This window comes from Pseudomonas sp. HN2 (assembly GCF_020736465.1).
GTDB lineage: Bacteria > Pseudomonadota > Gammaproteobacteria > Pseudomonadales > Pseudomonadaceae > Aquipseudomonas > Aquipseudomonas moraviensis_A.
The window spans coordinates 2,357,468-2,372,169 of the sequence record NZ_CP085885.1 but is presented as its reverse complement, the minus strand read 5'-3'; the positions used below and the strand labels follow the sequence as shown (position 1 = coordinate 2,372,169).

Annotated in this window: 12 protein-coding genes and 1 pseudogene; 8 read left to right on the top strand and 5 right to left on the bottom strand. The window is 60.6% G+C overall.

The annotated features are described in order from the left end of the window. Positions 1-154: 154 nt before the first annotated feature. Entirely contained in the window at positions 155-1,024 is an 870-nt protein-coding gene (locus LIS66_RS10490) for an isocitrate lyase/PEP mutase family protein (RefSeq protein ID WP_024012471.1), read from the top strand. A gap of 558 nt (positions 1,025-1,582) precedes the next feature. Here LIS66_RS10490 and LIS66_RS10485 read toward each other — a convergent pair. Further along, positions 1,583-2,819 (bottom strand): annotated as a pseudogene (locus LIS66_RS10485) (M20/M25/M40 family metallo-hydrolase). A 213-nt stretch (positions 2,820-3,032) separates the two neighbouring features. After that, the gene (locus tag LIS66_RS10480) at positions 3,033-4,106 is read right to left on the bottom strand and encodes a diguanylate cyclase (protein ID WP_227974199.1); all 1,074 of its coding nucleotides are present in this window, start codon (positions 4,104-4,106) and stop codon (positions 3,033-3,035) included. Between the two features lie 189 nt (positions 4,107-4,295). On the opposite strand from LIS66_RS10480, the gene LIS66_RS10475 reads away from it, so the two are divergent. The 7 genes from LIS66_RS10475 (at position 4,296) to LIS66_RS10445 (ending at position 13,256) form a co-directional block, all read left to right on the top strand. After that, positions 4,296-5,750 (top strand): flavin-containing monooxygenase, encoded by a 1,455-nt coding sequence (locus LIS66_RS10475; protein WP_227974198.1) that lies wholly within the window; start codon positions 4,296-4,298, stop codon positions 5,748-5,750. Between the two features lie 21 nt (positions 5,751-5,771). After that, on the top strand, positions 5,772-6,698 hold the full coding sequence (locus LIS66_RS10470) for an alpha/beta fold hydrolase (RefSeq protein ID WP_227974197.1): 927 nt from the start codon (positions 5,772-5,774) through the stop codon (positions 6,696-6,698). A 172-nt stretch (positions 6,699-6,870) separates the two neighbouring features. Further along, positions 6,871-8,370 (top strand): glycolate oxidase subunit GlcD, encoded by a 1,500-nt coding sequence (gene glcD / locus LIS66_RS10465; protein ID WP_227974196.1) that lies wholly within the window; start codon positions 6,871-6,873, stop codon positions 8,368-8,370. Further along, complete coding sequence (gene glcE, locus LIS66_RS10460) at positions 8,370-9,419, top strand: glycolate oxidase subunit GlcE (protein ID WP_227974195.1); 1,050 nt, start codon at positions 8,370-8,372, stop codon at positions 9,417-9,419. The genes glcD and glcE overlap by 1 nt, the downstream gene beginning before the upstream one ends. 2 nt (positions 9,420-9,421) lie before the next feature. After that, positions 9,422-10,642 carry a glycolate oxidase subunit GlcF gene (gene glcF, locus LIS66_RS10455; protein WP_227974194.1) on the top strand — a complete coding sequence of 407 codons (1,221 nt, stop codon included), beginning with the start codon at positions 9,422-9,424 and terminating at the stop codon, positions 10,640-10,642. Positions 10,643-10,730: 88 nt separating this feature from the next. Beyond that, positions 10,731-12,119, top strand: coding sequence for a VOC family protein (locus LIS66_RS10450; RefSeq protein WP_227974193.1), 1,389 nt, complete (start codon positions 10,731-10,733; stop codon positions 12,117-12,119). Between the two features lie 309 nt (positions 12,120-12,428). Next, positions 12,429-13,256 carry a glycosyltransferase family 2 protein gene (locus tag LIS66_RS10445; protein ID WP_042609511.1) on the top strand — a complete coding sequence of 276 codons (828 nt, stop codon included), beginning with the start codon at positions 12,429-12,431 and terminating at the stop codon, positions 13,254-13,256. 319 nt (positions 13,257-13,575) lie between these two features. Here LIS66_RS10445 and LIS66_RS10440 read toward each other — a convergent pair whose 3' ends face one another. The 3 genes from LIS66_RS10440 to LIS66_RS10430 all read right to left on the bottom strand — a co-directional run bounded on the left by LIS66_RS10440 (position 13,576) and on the right by LIS66_RS10430 (position 14,701). Beyond that, positions 13,576-14,160 (bottom strand): hypothetical protein, encoded by a 585-nt coding sequence (locus LIS66_RS10440; protein WP_042609510.1) that lies wholly within the window; start codon positions 14,158-14,160, stop codon positions 13,576-13,578. An 86-nt stretch (positions 14,161-14,246) separates the two neighbouring features. Beyond that, positions 14,247-14,447: a hypothetical protein gene (locus tag LIS66_RS10435; protein WP_042609509.1), complete on the bottom strand. Its 201-nt coding sequence runs from the start codon at positions 14,445-14,447 to the stop codon at positions 14,247-14,249. A gap of 11 nt (positions 14,448-14,458) precedes the next feature. Further along, entirely contained in the window at positions 14,459-14,701 is a 243-nt protein-coding gene (locus LIS66_RS10430) for a hypothetical protein (RefSeq protein WP_042609508.1), read from the bottom strand. Position 14,702: the final 1 nt, after the last annotated feature.

Sequence of the window (14,702 nt, the reverse complement as noted above, 5' to 3'; positions counted from 1 at the left end):
TATGCCCGGCGCGAGAGATTAAACCTTTCAGCCGCCAGTCCTGCCGCGCAAATTCGTCATGATTCCTGACCCATTCGCGTGATAGCCTTTTCATTCTTCGGCGTTGACACCTTTGCTCAAGCCTCTCCATTCCTTATGTATTGGTGGAACTCGTATGACCAGGCTTTCCCATCAAGATTTGCGCCGTAATTTCCGTCAGTTGCTGGCCTCCGACACCTGCTATCACACGGCTTCGGTGTTCGACCCGATGTCCGCCCGCATCGCCGCTGACCTGGGTTTTGAAGTGGGTATCCTCGGCGGTTCCGTGGCCTCCCTGCAGGTGCTCGGCGCCCCGGACTTCGCCCTGATCACCCTCAGCGAATTCGCCGAACAGGCCACGCGCATCGGCCGCGTCGCCCAATTGCCAGTGATCGCCGACGCCGATCACGGCTACGGTAACGCTCTTAACGTCATGCGCACCATCGTCGAACTGGAACGCGCCGGCGTCGCGGCACTGACCATCGAAGACACCCTGCTGCCCGCACAATTCGGGCGCAAATCCACCGACCTGATCACCGTCGCCGAAGGCGTCGGCAAGATCCGCGCGGCGCTGGAAGCGCGGGTCGACACGGAAATGGCGATCATCGCCCGCACCAACGCCGGCATTCTGCCGAACCAGGAAATCATCAGCCGCACCCGCCAATATCAGGCGGCGGGCGCTGACGGTATCTGCATGGTCGGCGTGCAGGACTTCGATCAACTGGAACAGATCGCCGAGCATCTCACCGTGCCGCTGATGCTGGTCACTTACGGCAACCCGGCCCTGCGCGACGACAAACGCCTGGCCGAACTCGGCGTACGCGTGACCATCGACGGCCACGGCGCTTACTTCGCTGCGATCAAAGCGACTTACGACAGCCTGCGCGAACAGCGGCAGATCTTCACCCAGGCCGCCGACCTGAGCGCGACCGAATTGACGCACACCTATACCCAGCCGGAGGAATACATTCTCTGGGCCAAGGAGTACATGAGCGTCAAGGAGTGATGCACACGCTGCACCGGCCCCTTCGCGAGCAGGCTCGCTCCCACAGTTAAAATGGGGTCCCCTGTGGGAGCGAGCCTGCTCGCGAAAGCGTCTATTGCGGCACCGCTAAACCGGCGTCTTATACCCCTCCTCCCGCTGCGCCGCCCGCGCCTGAATCACAATCGGAAATGCCCTTGAGGTTAAGGCTGGCAAAGGTATCGGCCAGATCGCGCACGACCACAAACCGGTGCATCGCACAGGCGGCCCGAGTTCACTCCAGGAAGGTCAGGTTCTGTATTCGACCGGCCAAGATCGTCGCAGAGTTATCTGCGAACCGAGACTATAAAAGCCCCTCACCCTAGCCCTCTCCCGGAGGGAGAGGGAACCGATTGGGGGATGCTCAGGATCTGCGCCGACGTGGTGGACCGTGTTGAATGCGAAATTGAATTCAGCAGAAAATCTCAAGCTTGGCGCATTGACTATAAACAACACGGTCAGTCCCCTCTCCTGGGGGAGAGGGCTAGGGTGAGGGGTGAGTCAACTGACACCCCGCCCCAAACATTCACACCACCAATCCCATCACCGCGGCTTCGCCAACTCCATGATCATCCGCGACAACAGATAAATCCGCGGCGCCACGCTCGCCACTTCGGCGTATTCCTCGGGCGTGTGAATATTGCCGCCGACGATCCCGAAGCCATCCAGCGTCGGCGTGCCAACGCCTGCGGACAGACTGGCATCCGCCGCGCCACCGCTGCCCTCCTCGGTCAGCTTGCGGCCAATCTCACCGTAAATCCCCTGAGCCATGGCCATCAGGCGATCCGACTCGGCCGTCTGCGGCATCGGCGGCAAACCGCGCTGCAAGGAGGTTTTCACTTCGGTCTCGGCAATCAACTTGTCCTGCGAGACCCGCGCCAGATCCTTCTCGATGCGATCGAACTCTTCCGGCACCGCCGCGCGCACGTCAGCCTTGGCCGTGGCCTGGTCCGGGATTACGTTGGTGCGATCACCGGCCTTGAGCACGGTAAAGTTGATGGTGGTCTTCTTCGCCTCATCGCCAAGCTTGCCCAGTTGCAGAATCTGGTGCGCCGCTTCCATCGCCGCGTTCCGACCCAATTCTGGCGCGACCCCGGCGTGGGCGGCTTTGCCTTTGACTTCGACCAGCGCCGTCGCACTGCCCTTGCGCCACACCACCAGACCATCGGCCGGGCGCCCCGGTTCGAGGTTGAGGGTGACGTCGTGCTGCTTGGCGGTTTTTCTTGATCAGGTCGGTGGCGACGTCCGAGCCGGTTTCTTCGCTGGCATCCAGCAGGAAGGTGATCTGCGCGTAATCCTTGAAGTCGAGGTTCTTCAGCACTTTCAATGCGTAGATGCCGACGACGATGCCGCCCTTGTCGTCCATTACACCCGGCCCGTAGGCGCGGCCGTCCTTGATGTGGAAAGGCCGCTCGGCGGCGGAGCCTTCCTTGAACACCGTGTCCATGTGCGCCATCAGGAGGATCTTCGCTTTGCCGGTGCCTTTGAGCGTGGCCAGCACGTGGCTGGATTTTTCCGGGGTGTTGGGCACCAGTTCGATGGTGGCGCCGAGTTTTTTCAGTTCATCGATGGCAATGTCGCTGACCTGTTTCAGGCCCGGCTCATAACCTGAGCCGGAGTCGATATTGACCAGCTGCTCCAACAATTTCAGGGCTTCGGGCTGATACTGCTCGGCATCGGCGAGCACTTGTTTGTGCGGTTCGGCGGCGTTTGCGGCCGAGAATGCGAGGGACAGACCGAGGCTGGCGGCCAGCAGAGAGCGGGGAAATGAGAACGTCATGAAGCAGTCCTTGTTTCGTGTCGGAGGGATTCAACCGTAACCGACATTGACGCAAGGCTCTATAGCGAATGCGACACTCTCCAGACCGACACCGAACAAACCTGTAGGAGTGAGCCTGCTCGCGATAGCGTTGTATCAGTCAGCATTTAAATCACTGACAGATTGCTATCGCGAGCAGGCTCACTCCTACAGCTTCAATCGGCGGGGTGTCCCTCAGACCGAATCCAGCAGCGCCTGCCTCGGCTTGTTGTCGCTGTTACAGATCACCCGATTGCGCCCACCCGCCTTGGCTTCGTACAAGGCCTGATCGGCATCGTCCAGCCAACGCGTGGCGTCGGCATGGCTCGGGTCATACGCGGCCAGGCCAATGCTCAGACTGACCTTCAACGCCGGATTCTGCTCATAGCCCAGCGTCACGAAGCGTTCGCGCAAGGCTTCCATGGCCTGAGCGGCATTGAACAGCGGCAGTTCCGGCAGAATCACGCAGAACTCATCCCCGCCGTAGCGCCCGGCGACATCGGTGGCGCGCAGATTCTGCTTGAGCAGTTTGCTCAACTGGCGCAGGACGATATCGCCGGCGACATGGCCGTAGGTGTCATTGATCGCCTTGAAGTGATCGATGTCGATCAACGCAATCGCCGCGCCTTGCTGCTGGAGTTTACAGCGCTGGAATGCGAGGTTCAGTTGATCCTTCCACGCGCCGTGATTGAGCAGCCCGGTCAGGCTGTCGGTGCGACTCAACGCCAACAGCTCACGCTTGTGCCGGCCGAGGGTGGAGGCCTGACGAAAGCAGATCCAGCCGAGCGCCAGCGGATACAGCAACAACAAAGGCAAACAGGCGTAAAGCTGCAATGGCGAAGTCGGCGGGATGAACGCTGGTGCGAACACCACCAGCCCGACGCCGATACCCAATAACTGTGCCGCCGTCCCGGCGAGCAGGAATCGGCCACCGCCAATGGCGACATTGTTCATCGCCATCATCGAAATCGTGGTTGCGCTGGGCAGCGGATTGAACTGCATGGCAGCGACCCAGAAGCCACCCATGAATGCATCGATCAGCAAGTTGCGGTGTTCGGCGCGGAACGGCACGCTCGAGCGGCGCGCCCATTGAAACGCCAGATGCGGCCAGATCAGGCCATTGAACAGCATCAGGCCCCACACCCACAGCGGCGGATCGAGGGAATACATCGCCACGCTGACGCACATGAGCCCGAGCAGCAGCCCGAACACCCGCGACCTGTACAGCCTCCTGGCCAGTGAAAGTCCCTTTCCCCGCGTATTTCCCATAAGGGCCTCGACCGCGCGCTGCAATGGTTTCACCCCAACACGGATGTGTTCGGAGTCTATCAGGGCGCCGCTAAATAGCCATCACCGGCCAGCGTCCTGAATAGAGCGCTATCAGCGCCGCACACGAAGCCCAGAGTTGGCTATAAATGAAACAGGGGAAAAGGAAAAACAACTATAAAAAGGGGGCCCATGCACACCTACCATGTGTTGATCATCGGCAGCGGTTTCGGCGGCCAGTGCGCGGCGGTCAACCTGCTCAAGGCCGGGATCGATGACTTTCGCATACTGGAGCGACGCGACTTTTTCGGCGGCACCTGGTGCCAGAACACCTACCCCGGGGCAGCGGTGGACGTGCCGTCGCCGCTGTATTCGCTCTCGTTCGCACCCTACCGCTGGTCACAGATGTTTGCCGAACAGGCAGAACTGCAGCGCTACACCGAGCAGGTGATCGAGCAGTTCGGTTTGCGCGACCGCGTGGAGCTGCAAGCCGATGTCGTGCGCGTCGAATGGGACGAAGCGGATAAATGCTGGACGGTGTACACCCGTGCCAAAGGCATCTTTCACGCGCAGTTCCTGATCAACGCCTCCGGGCCGTTAAGTCAGCCGGTCATCCCACACTTCCCCGGGATGGATCGCTTTCAAGGCAAGACGTTTCATACAAACCATTGGGATCACAGCTACGACTATCGCGGTAAACGCGTGGCGATTGTCGGCAGCGGTGCCAGCGCGGCCCAGGTGATTCCGGCAATTGCACCCCAGGTCGAACACCTGCATGTGTTCCAGCGCACGCCGCATTGGGTGCTGCCACGTGCCGATCGCAAATTCGGCCGCTTCCAGCGTTGGCTGCTCGGCTTGAAGCCGGCGTACAAGCTGCTGCGCTGGCTGATCTACTGGCAATTCGAAACCCGGGTGATCGCCTTCAAATACTCGAAACCGGCGATTCACCTGGTCCAGCAACATGCGCTGCGGTTCCTCAAGCGCCAGGTTCCAGACCCGGTGCTGCGGCAGCAACTCACCCCGGATTTCACCATCGGCTGCAAGCGGGTGCTGGTCTCCAGCACGTATTACCCGGCGCTGAGCCGCGCCAACGTCACGCTGCACAGTCGCGAGCATGGCATCGCTTCGATCGACGAAAGCGGGATCAACACGGTGGACGGCGAGCATGTCGATGTTGATCTGATCGTCTGGTCGACCGGTTACGACGCCACTGACGGGGTGATTTCCTACCCGGTCAGCGGCAAGAACGCGGTGCAACTCAGAGATGTCTGGGCCGAATATCCGCGCGCCTACCTGGGCACCAGCCTGCCGGATTTCCCCAACCTGTTTATCGTCACCGGGCCGAACACCGGTATTGGCCACACTTCGGCGCTGTTCATCATCGAATCGCAGATGAACTACATCCTTGACTGCATTCGCACCGTGCAGGCCAAAGGCCTGCGCAGCATCGAAGTGCGTCATGACGCGGAACGTACCTACACTGCAATGATCCACCGGGAAATGCAGCGCACCGTGTGGAAGTCCGGCGGTTGCCACAGTTGGTACCAGAGCAAGAGCGGCCATGTGATCGCGATGTTTCCCGGCTTCAGTTTCAGCTATCACCTGCTGACCCGAGCGCTGAAACCGGCCGACCATATTTTGTCCTGAACACGTATAAGGAAGACGTCGATGCTTTTGCTGTTTGTCGCCCTCGCGGTTTTTGTGGCCTGGAGCTGGTTGAGTTACCCAGCGGTCGGCCATTGGCTGTACGACCTGGCCATGGCCATCGAGGCCAGGTTGTACAAACTGCACAAGATCGAAGTGCCGATCGCCGAGATGACCGTGTCGACCTGGCAAGGCGGGCCATACGAGGCGTCCAGCGCGATTCTGATGTTGCACGGCTTCAGCGCCGACAAAAATCTCTGGCTGCGCTGCGCCCGGCATTTCGTACGCGAGTATCGGGTGATCATCCCGGATCTGGCCGGCCACGGCGAAACCGGCTTCAAGGCCGGCGGCGGTTATGACATTGCTGTTCAGGCCAAACGCATGATTCAGCTACTCGATGTCTGCGGCGTGGAAAAAGTCCATGTGATCGGCAACTCCATGGGCGGCTACATCGCTGCGTGGCTCGCGGCGAGCTATCCCGAGCGGATCGCTTCGCTGGCCTTGATCGACCCGGCCGGCGTCACCGCACCAGAGCCGAGCGACATGGAGCGCCACCTGGCACGCGGGCACAATCCGTTCCTGATCAACTCCCGTGAAGAATTCCAGCGTTTCTACGCCATGACCATGGAGTCGCCGCCGTGGGTGCCGAAACTGGTGCTGGACGCCGTCGCCCAGCGCTACGAGCAACAACGTGACGAGCTCGAAGAAATCTTCCGCGACTTCCATGCCAGCCCGCCGATGGAGCCGAAACTGGCCGACATCCAATGTCCGGCGCTGCTGCTGTGGGGGCGCAAGGATCGCTTGATCGACGTCAGCAGCGTGCCGGTCTGGAGCAAGGGCATTGCCAACCTTGAAGTGGATGTGTGGGATCACGTCGGGCACATGCCGATGGTCGAACAGCCGGCGAACACGGCGCGGCGGTATCAGCAATTCCTGGGATCGCAAAAATGAACGCTTACCTCGTGGCGAGGCAGCTTGCTCCCGCTGGGCTGCGCAGCAGACCCAATCCCGGCGCGTTGAATCAGACGCGCATTGGTAGCAGAGGGGCCGCTTCGCGCCCCAGCGGGAGCAAGCTCCCTCGCCACAGGTGGGTATTTCAACCCCAAGACATCGGCGGTGGGCGATGAACATCCTTTACGACGAACGCCTCGACGGTCCATTGCCCGAAGTGGACAAGGCCGAACTGCTCAAGGCCCTGCAGCAGGCCCTGCCGGATCTGGACATTCTCTGGCGCGAGGATGAACTCAAGCCCTACGAATGCGACGGCCTCTCCGCCTACCGCACCACGCCCATGCTGGTCGCCCTGCCCCGGCGAATCGAGCAAGTGCAAACCCTGCTCAAACTCTGCCATCGGAACAATGTGCCGGTGGTCGCCCGGGGTGCCGGCACGGGATTGTCTGGCGGCGCGCTGCCACTGGAAAAAGGCCTGCTGCTGGTGATGGCGCGCTTCAACAACATCCTGCATATCGACCCCGCCGCACGTATCGCGCGGGTTCAACCCGGCGTGCGCAACCTCGCCATCTCCCAGGCCGCAGCTCCGTTCGGCCTGTATTACGCGCCCGATCCGTCATCGCAGATCGCCTGTTCGATCGGCGGCAACGTCGCGGAAAACGCAGGTGGCGTGCATTGCCTCAAGTACGGCCTGACCGTGCACAACGTACTGAAAATCGAAGTGCTGACCATCGAGGGCGAACGCCTGACACTGGGCTCCGAGGCGCTCGATTCAGCCGGTTTTGACCTGCTCGCCTTGTTCACTGGCTCCGAGGGATTGCTGGGCATCATCACCGAAGTCACGGTGAAGTTATTGCCCAAACCGCAAGTCGCCAAGGTTTTGCTTGGCAGTTTCGATTCAGTGGAAAAGGCCGGCCGCGCGGTCGCCGAAATCATCGCCGCCGGGATCATCCCCGGTGGTCTGGAAATGATGGACAACCTGGCCATTCGCGCCGCTGAAGACTTTATCCACGCCGGTTACCCGGTCAATGCCGAGGCGATTCTGCTGTGCGAACTCGACGGCGTCGAAGCCGACGTGCACGACGATTGCCAGCGCGTGCGCGAAGTGATGACAGCAGCCGGGGCCACTGAGGTGCGCCAGGCTCAGGACGAGGCCGAACGCGTGCGTTTCTGGGCCGGGCGCAAAAATGCCTTCCCGGCGATCGGTCGGTTGTCGCCGGATTATTACTGCATGGACGGCACCATCCCGCGCCGCGAATTGCCCGCTGTGCTGCAAGGTATCGCCAGCCTCGGCGAGGAATTTGGCCTGCGCGTGGCCAACGTTTTCCACGCCGGTGACGGCAACATGCACCCGCTGATCCTGTTCGACGCCAACCAGCCGGGCGAGCTGCATCGCGCCGAGGCATTGGGCGGCAAGATCCTCGAACTGTGCGTGAAGGTCGGCGGCAGCATTACCGGTGAGCACGGCGTCGGGCGCGAGAAAATCAATCAGATGTGCGCGCAGTTCAACAGCGACGAGTTGCTGCTGTTTCACGCGGTCAAAGCCGCATTCGACCCGCAGGGCCTGCTCAACCCCGGCAAGAACATTCCGACCCTGCACCGCTGCGCCGAATTCGGCGCCATGCACATCCACGCCGGGCAACTGCCCTTCCCCGAGCTGGAGCGATTCTGATGGCTGATTTCGATGCCGCCGAGGCCCTGCTCGACCAAGTGAATGCTGCGCGGGCCAATGCCATGCCGTTGAAGATTCAGGGCGGCAACAGCAAGGCGTTTCTTGGTCGCGAGGTGGCCGGCGAAGTGCTCGACAGCCGCGCCCATCGCGGCATCGTCCAGTACGATCCGACGGAACTGGTGGTCACGGTGCGCGCCGGCACGCCATTGTCCGAGCTGCTCGCGGCGCTGGATGACGCCGGGCAAATGCTGCCCTGCGAACCGCCGTCCTTCGCTGACAGTGCCACGGTCGGCGGCATGATCGCCGCAGGTTTGTCCGGGCCACGCCGGCCGTGGTCCGGTTCGGTACGCGATTTCGTCCTCGGCACGCGGGTGATCACCGGTCTCGGTCAGCATTTGCGCTTCGGTGGCGAAGTGATGAAAAACGTCGCCGGTTACGACCTGTCGCGACTGATGGCCGGGAGTTTCGGCTGCCTCGGCGTGCTGACCGAAGTGTCGCTGAAAGTACTGCCGAAACCACGCCAGTGCCTGAGCATTCGCCTCGACATCGATTGTGTCCGCGCTTTGAGCAAACTCGCCGAGTGGGGTCAGCAACCGCTGCCGATCAGCGCCGCGTGTCACGACGGCCAAAGTCTGTATTTGCGCCTGGAAGGTGGCGAAGGATCGGTGACAGCGGCGCATCAACGCCTCGGCGGCGAACCGCTGGATTCGGTGTTCTGGCGCGATCTCAACGAACAGCGCCTGAGGTTTTTCGACGAAGGCTTGCCGCTGTGGCGCCTGTCATTGCCAAACAATCTCGGCCCGCTCGAGCTGCCCGGCGAGCAACTGATCGACTGGGCGGGCGCACAACGCTGGCTCAAATCCGATAGCACCGAGATTCACGCCCTCGCCCAGTCCTTTGGCGGTCATGCGACGTGCTTTACGCACGGCGCCACCGATTCGCCGTTTCAACCTTTGGCGCCGACCTTGCTCCGCTACCACCGGCAACTCAAGGCACAACTCGACCCGCAAGGGCTGTTCAACCCCGGGCGAATGTACGCGGAGGTCTAGCCATGCAAACCACGCTCAGCGAGCAATCGCGCCAATTACCCCGCGCCGCCGAGGCGGAAAAAATCCTGCGCACCTGCGTGCATTGCGGCTTCTGCAACGCGACGTGCCCGACCTATCAATTGCTCGGCGATGAGCTCGACGGGCCGCGCGGGCGCATTTATCTGATCAAGCAAGTGCTGGAAGGCGCGCCGGCCACCGAGCAGACGCAGCTGCATCTGGATCGCTGCCTGTCGTGCCGCAACTGTGAAACCACCTGCCCGTCCGGGGTCGATTATCACAACCTGCTCGACATTGGCCGCGCGGTGGTTGATCACGCGGTGCCGCGCCCGGCAGCCCAGCGCTTGCTGCGCGAAAGCTTGCGCGCGCTGGCGCCGAATCCGGGTTTGTTCAAGGGATTGCTGCGAATGGGCGCGACCTTTCGACCGCTGCTGCCGCGCCTGCTGGAAAGCAAACTGCCGCAGCACGCCGCCATTACGAGTACACGCCCCGCTCCACGGCATGCGCGCCGGGTGTTGTTGCTTGAAGGTTGCGTGCAACCGGGGCTGTCGCCGAACACCAATGACGCGACGGCGCGGGTCCTCGATCGCTTGGGCATCAGCGTGACGCCGGTGAGCGAGGCCGGTTGTTGCGGCGCACTCGACTATCACCTCGACGCCCAGGCCAAGGGCCTCGACCGCGCTCGACAGAACATCGATGCCTGGTGGCCGCATCTGCAGAACGGTGCCGAAGCCATCGTGCAGACAGCCAGTGGTTGTGGCGCGTTCATCAAGGATTACGGGCATTTGCTGGCGGGCGATCCCGTCTATGCGTTGAAAGCACGGCGGATCAGCGAAATGACTCGGGATCTGGTGCAAGTCATCGCGGCGGAACCGCTGGAACAGGTGTGCGCCGCCAGCGAACGGCGCATCGCCGTGCATTGCCCGTGCACTTTGCAGCACGCACTGAAACTCGGCGGCGCGGTGGAAGCAGTGCTGACCCGACTCGGTTTCAACCTCACTCAGGTAGCGGACGGCCATTTGTGCTGCGGCTCGGCGGGAACGTACTCGCTGACCCAACCCGTGCTGGCGCGGCAACTGCGCGACCAGCGCCTCAACGCGCTCGAAAGTGGCCGGCCGGAATTGATCGTCACGTCCAACGTCGGCTGCCAGAGCCATCTGGCCAGCGCCGGGCGCACGCCGGTCAAGCATTGGATCGAGCTGGTGGATCAGTCGTTGGCAGAATGAGGTTCGTAGGATTCTTCGTTTGCCCGCGTGGGCGAAGGCTGCGATCTTTTCCGGCATCCATTCCGTGACCGTGGCAGGAATTTTTTTCATGACCGTGCAGCCGTTCGTCAACCCCGACCTGATCCGCCAACGCTTCTCCCGAGCGATGTCCGACATGTACCGTGAAGAGGTGCCGCTGTACGGCGCGCTGATGGAACTGGTAGAGAACACCAACCGCGACGTGCTGGCACGTCAGCCTGAGATTGCCGGGCACCTCAGGCGCACCGGCGAAATCGAGCGGCTGGACATGGAACGCCACGGTGCCATTCGCGTCGGCACGGCGAGCGAACTGGCCACCCTCGCCCGCCTGTTCGCGGTGATGGGCATGCAGCCGGTGGGTTATTACGACCTGACGCCGGCGGGCGTGCCGGTGCATTCGACGGCGTTTCGCGCGGTGCATGAAGAGGCGCTGCGAATCAGCCCGTTTCGTGTGTTCACCTCGTTGCTGCGCCTGGAGCTGATTGAAGCCCCTGAACTGCGTTCTTTTGCCGAGTCGGTGCTGGCCCGTCGTTCGATTTTTACCGACTCCGCGTTGCGCCTGATTGAACAGGCGGAAACAGCGGGCGGGCTGAACGAAGCTGACGCCGCAGAATTTGTCCGACAGGTACTGGAGACTTTTCGCTGGCACCACAGCGCCACCGTCACTGGCGCGCAGTACCAGAAACTCAGCGCCCAGCACCGTTTGGTCGCCGACGTCGTGGCGTTCAAGGGCCCGCACATCAATCACCTTACGCCACGTACGCTGGACATCGACACCGTGCAGGAGCAGATGCCCGCCCATGGCATCACACCCAAAGCGGTGATTGAAGGCCCACCGCGCCGCAAGTGCCCGATCCTGCTGCGCCAGACCAGCTTCAAGGCGCTGGACGAGCCGATCGCCTTCACCGACCAGCCTGAAACCCTTGGCAGCCACAGCGCCCGGTTCGGCGAAATCGAACAACGCGGCGCTGCCCTGACGCCCAAGGGGCGCGCGCTGTATGACCGCCTGCTGAACGCCGCCCGCGATGAACTGGGCGATTTTCCCAACGAAGCCAATGCTGCACGTTACAACGCGCTGATGACTCAACACTTTGCGGAATTTCCTGACAGCGTCGAGGGCATGCGCGAACAGGGGCTGGCGTACTTTCGTTATTTCGCCACGGAAAAGGGTTTGGCCGCTGGAGGACTTGGTGAGTCGTCCTTGGAGGACTTGCTGCGCGATGGCTACGTGAAAGCGGAGCCGCTGGTGTACGAAGATTTCCTGCCGGTGAGCGCGGCGGGGATTTTTCAGTCGAACCTTGGTGATTCTGCGCAGACGCATTACGCCGAACATTCCAATCGCCAGGCATTCGAACAGGCGCTGGGGCGCTCGACCATTGATGAGTTGGAGTTGTATGCCGAGACGCAGCGGCGTTCGCTTGAAGAATGTGCCGAAACTTTGGGTATCAACCTGACCTGAGCTTTGCGCCGCTCTCCTGTAGGAGTGAGCCTGCTCGCGATAGCGGTCTGTCAGTCGCCAATGATTTGCCTGAACAGCCGCCTTCGCGAGCAGGCTCGCTCCCACAGGTTTTGCGGATGACCGGAGTTCTGGGCACACGACAAAACCAATTGGTCGCAGCATGTATCGGAAAGCAATGTCGGATCTGAATAACCCCGCTTGATTTGATCAACCAATCTGATCCGCAAATTAAGCTTCACCTAAGCTTCCCCCGCTAGCATCCCGGCCCATGAACCCCGTCGTCTTGAGCCGTGGATGAGTCCCTCCGACATGAAAGCTTTCGATCTACCCTCCCAGCCGCAATCCAACTTCAGCCTCGCGCTGGTCAATTACAAAACCCCGGATATCACCCGCATGTGCCTGGAGCTGTTGCGCGAGCATGTTCAGGCGCAGGGCATTCCAGTGTGGGTGGTGGATAACGATTCGGCGGATGCCAGCCTTGATTACTTGCGTTCGCTGGACTGGATCAATCTGATCGAGCGGCCGTCGCCAGGCAAGGAAGCGGGTCATATTGCCCATGGCAAGGCGCTGGATCTGGCCTTGGCTAAAGTCGAGACCGACTACTTGTTTCTGCTGCACACCGACACCTTTGTCTACGACATGGAAGTGTTCGGGATGATGATGCGCGAGTGCACGAAAAGTGCAGACATGGCGGCGGTCGGTTGTGTGGAGCAACTTGATCGTGGGTTATTGCGAGATACCTGGCGGTTGACTTCGAGATTCTGCAAACACCATGTTCGCCGGCTCAAAGTTCATTTCGGGCTGCGTTCGAAACCGCCACGCCCGTATAAAGAAACGCATCTTAAAAGTTTTTGTACGCTGTGGAATGTGCGTTTGATGAAGTCGCAAGGTTTGCACTTCTGTATGGATGATAGGGTGCCGGGTTATACGCTGCAGGATCGAATGATCAAGTTGGGCTATGGCGTCAGGTTTCTCTCGCCACGGACGATTTTCCGCTATCTGGATCACATCCAGGCCGGCACCGTCGCGGCGGCAGGCACGTATGGCAAGGACCATCGCCGCACGAAGATGTATCAGGCAACGCTCAAGCGCTTACGGGGGCAGCGAGACAAGTCTGGCATGCAGGCTTCGGCTTGAGTCCAGGCAACAAAAAGGGCGACTTCAAAGTCGCCCTTTTTTGTTCTTAACTTTTGTATACAACTACCGTCGTTGGAGTTCGCCCAGTGTTACGGCCTGGCAATCCATGCACCGGTAAAGAGCCCTGACACTGGGCGAACGCCGAGGATTTTAATTCAATCCTGTGAATATGTCGTCAGGTAGAAATATGAAATTTTTGTACTGAAAAGTTAAAGACCGTCCTTTCCGATATTTCCCCAGAATTCTCCGACAGAAACTTTTATATGATTGCTCTCATACATAAAGTTGTACAAGAGCAAGAAAGCTGTAGAGCTAATACTCAACTATCGTGTTGACTGGTCACTTTCAGGATATCGGTGTAAGTGACAATTACGCTCTGCCCTACTTTCAGATCTTTCAACCTGGCCTGAATCTCCGGCTTCTTCACATCGAGCGTCTTCGATTGTCCGGATGGATTCTCGAGGGTGACCTGGTGGGTCTTCAAATCAATTTTGCTGATTTTCAGCTGCACCTGAACCTGGCGATAGGCCTCGCCGCCAGGGTTGTCGCTACCCGGGGCCTTGCGCAGTTCGCCGGTGCGTTCGGTGGTGCCTGGCAGACCTTTATCCACATCCGTGTCGAGATAAGCGGCAACTGAACGCTGCACTTCGATCTTCACCAGATCGCCGACCTTGAGATTGGCAAGGTTTTTCGCTTTCTCGCTGAGCTGCACATGGACCTGACGGCCCTCGCGGCCTTCCAGCACAACCTGGTGGTTGGCCGGGTCGACGGCGAGCACCTTAGTGGTAACGGAATCGGCCTCAACGGTGGCAGACAATGGGATATCGGCAGCCATAGCGCCGAAGCTGGAGACCGAAAGGAGGGTTGCGAGGGTGATGGCCTTGGCCAGAGCGTCGAGCTTCATATGCATTACTTTCCCTGTGATGAAGTGGCGACGCCCGCTGCCGAATCGACTTCAGCGGCGGGCGTGCCAGTGAGCATAGACGCTGTTCAGGGCTTGACTTGGGTTTGTGGCCCGCGAGTGTGTGGCTTGGCGGTCTCCTGGGCGGTGGATTCGCCGCTCGCTGTACCTTTGCCGCTGTCCTGCCGCTGCTTGGGATCGGTCGGGCGCAGTGCGTCATTGTCGCGTTCGGTTTCGCCGGCCGGGCGTGGCTCATCGGGATTGTCGTTTTGGTTGACGGTTGTATTCACGGCAGTGTTCCTCAGGCTTCAGGATCGTCGAGTTCGCGGGCGACGTTGACCTCGGGCGTTTGCTTGTGCAAATCGTCGGCTTTGGCGCGCAGCAACTGCCATTGCTCAAGGTCAATCGCCCCTTGGCCGAGCAGGTCATCGGCGGTGCGCTGCAGATCGAAATAGTGAGCGTCAGGCGATTGCTGCCAAAGGGTCTGATCGTCGAACAGGCGCTGCCAGGTTTCGAGGTCTGGGAGTTGCAGGTCGTCGCTCATG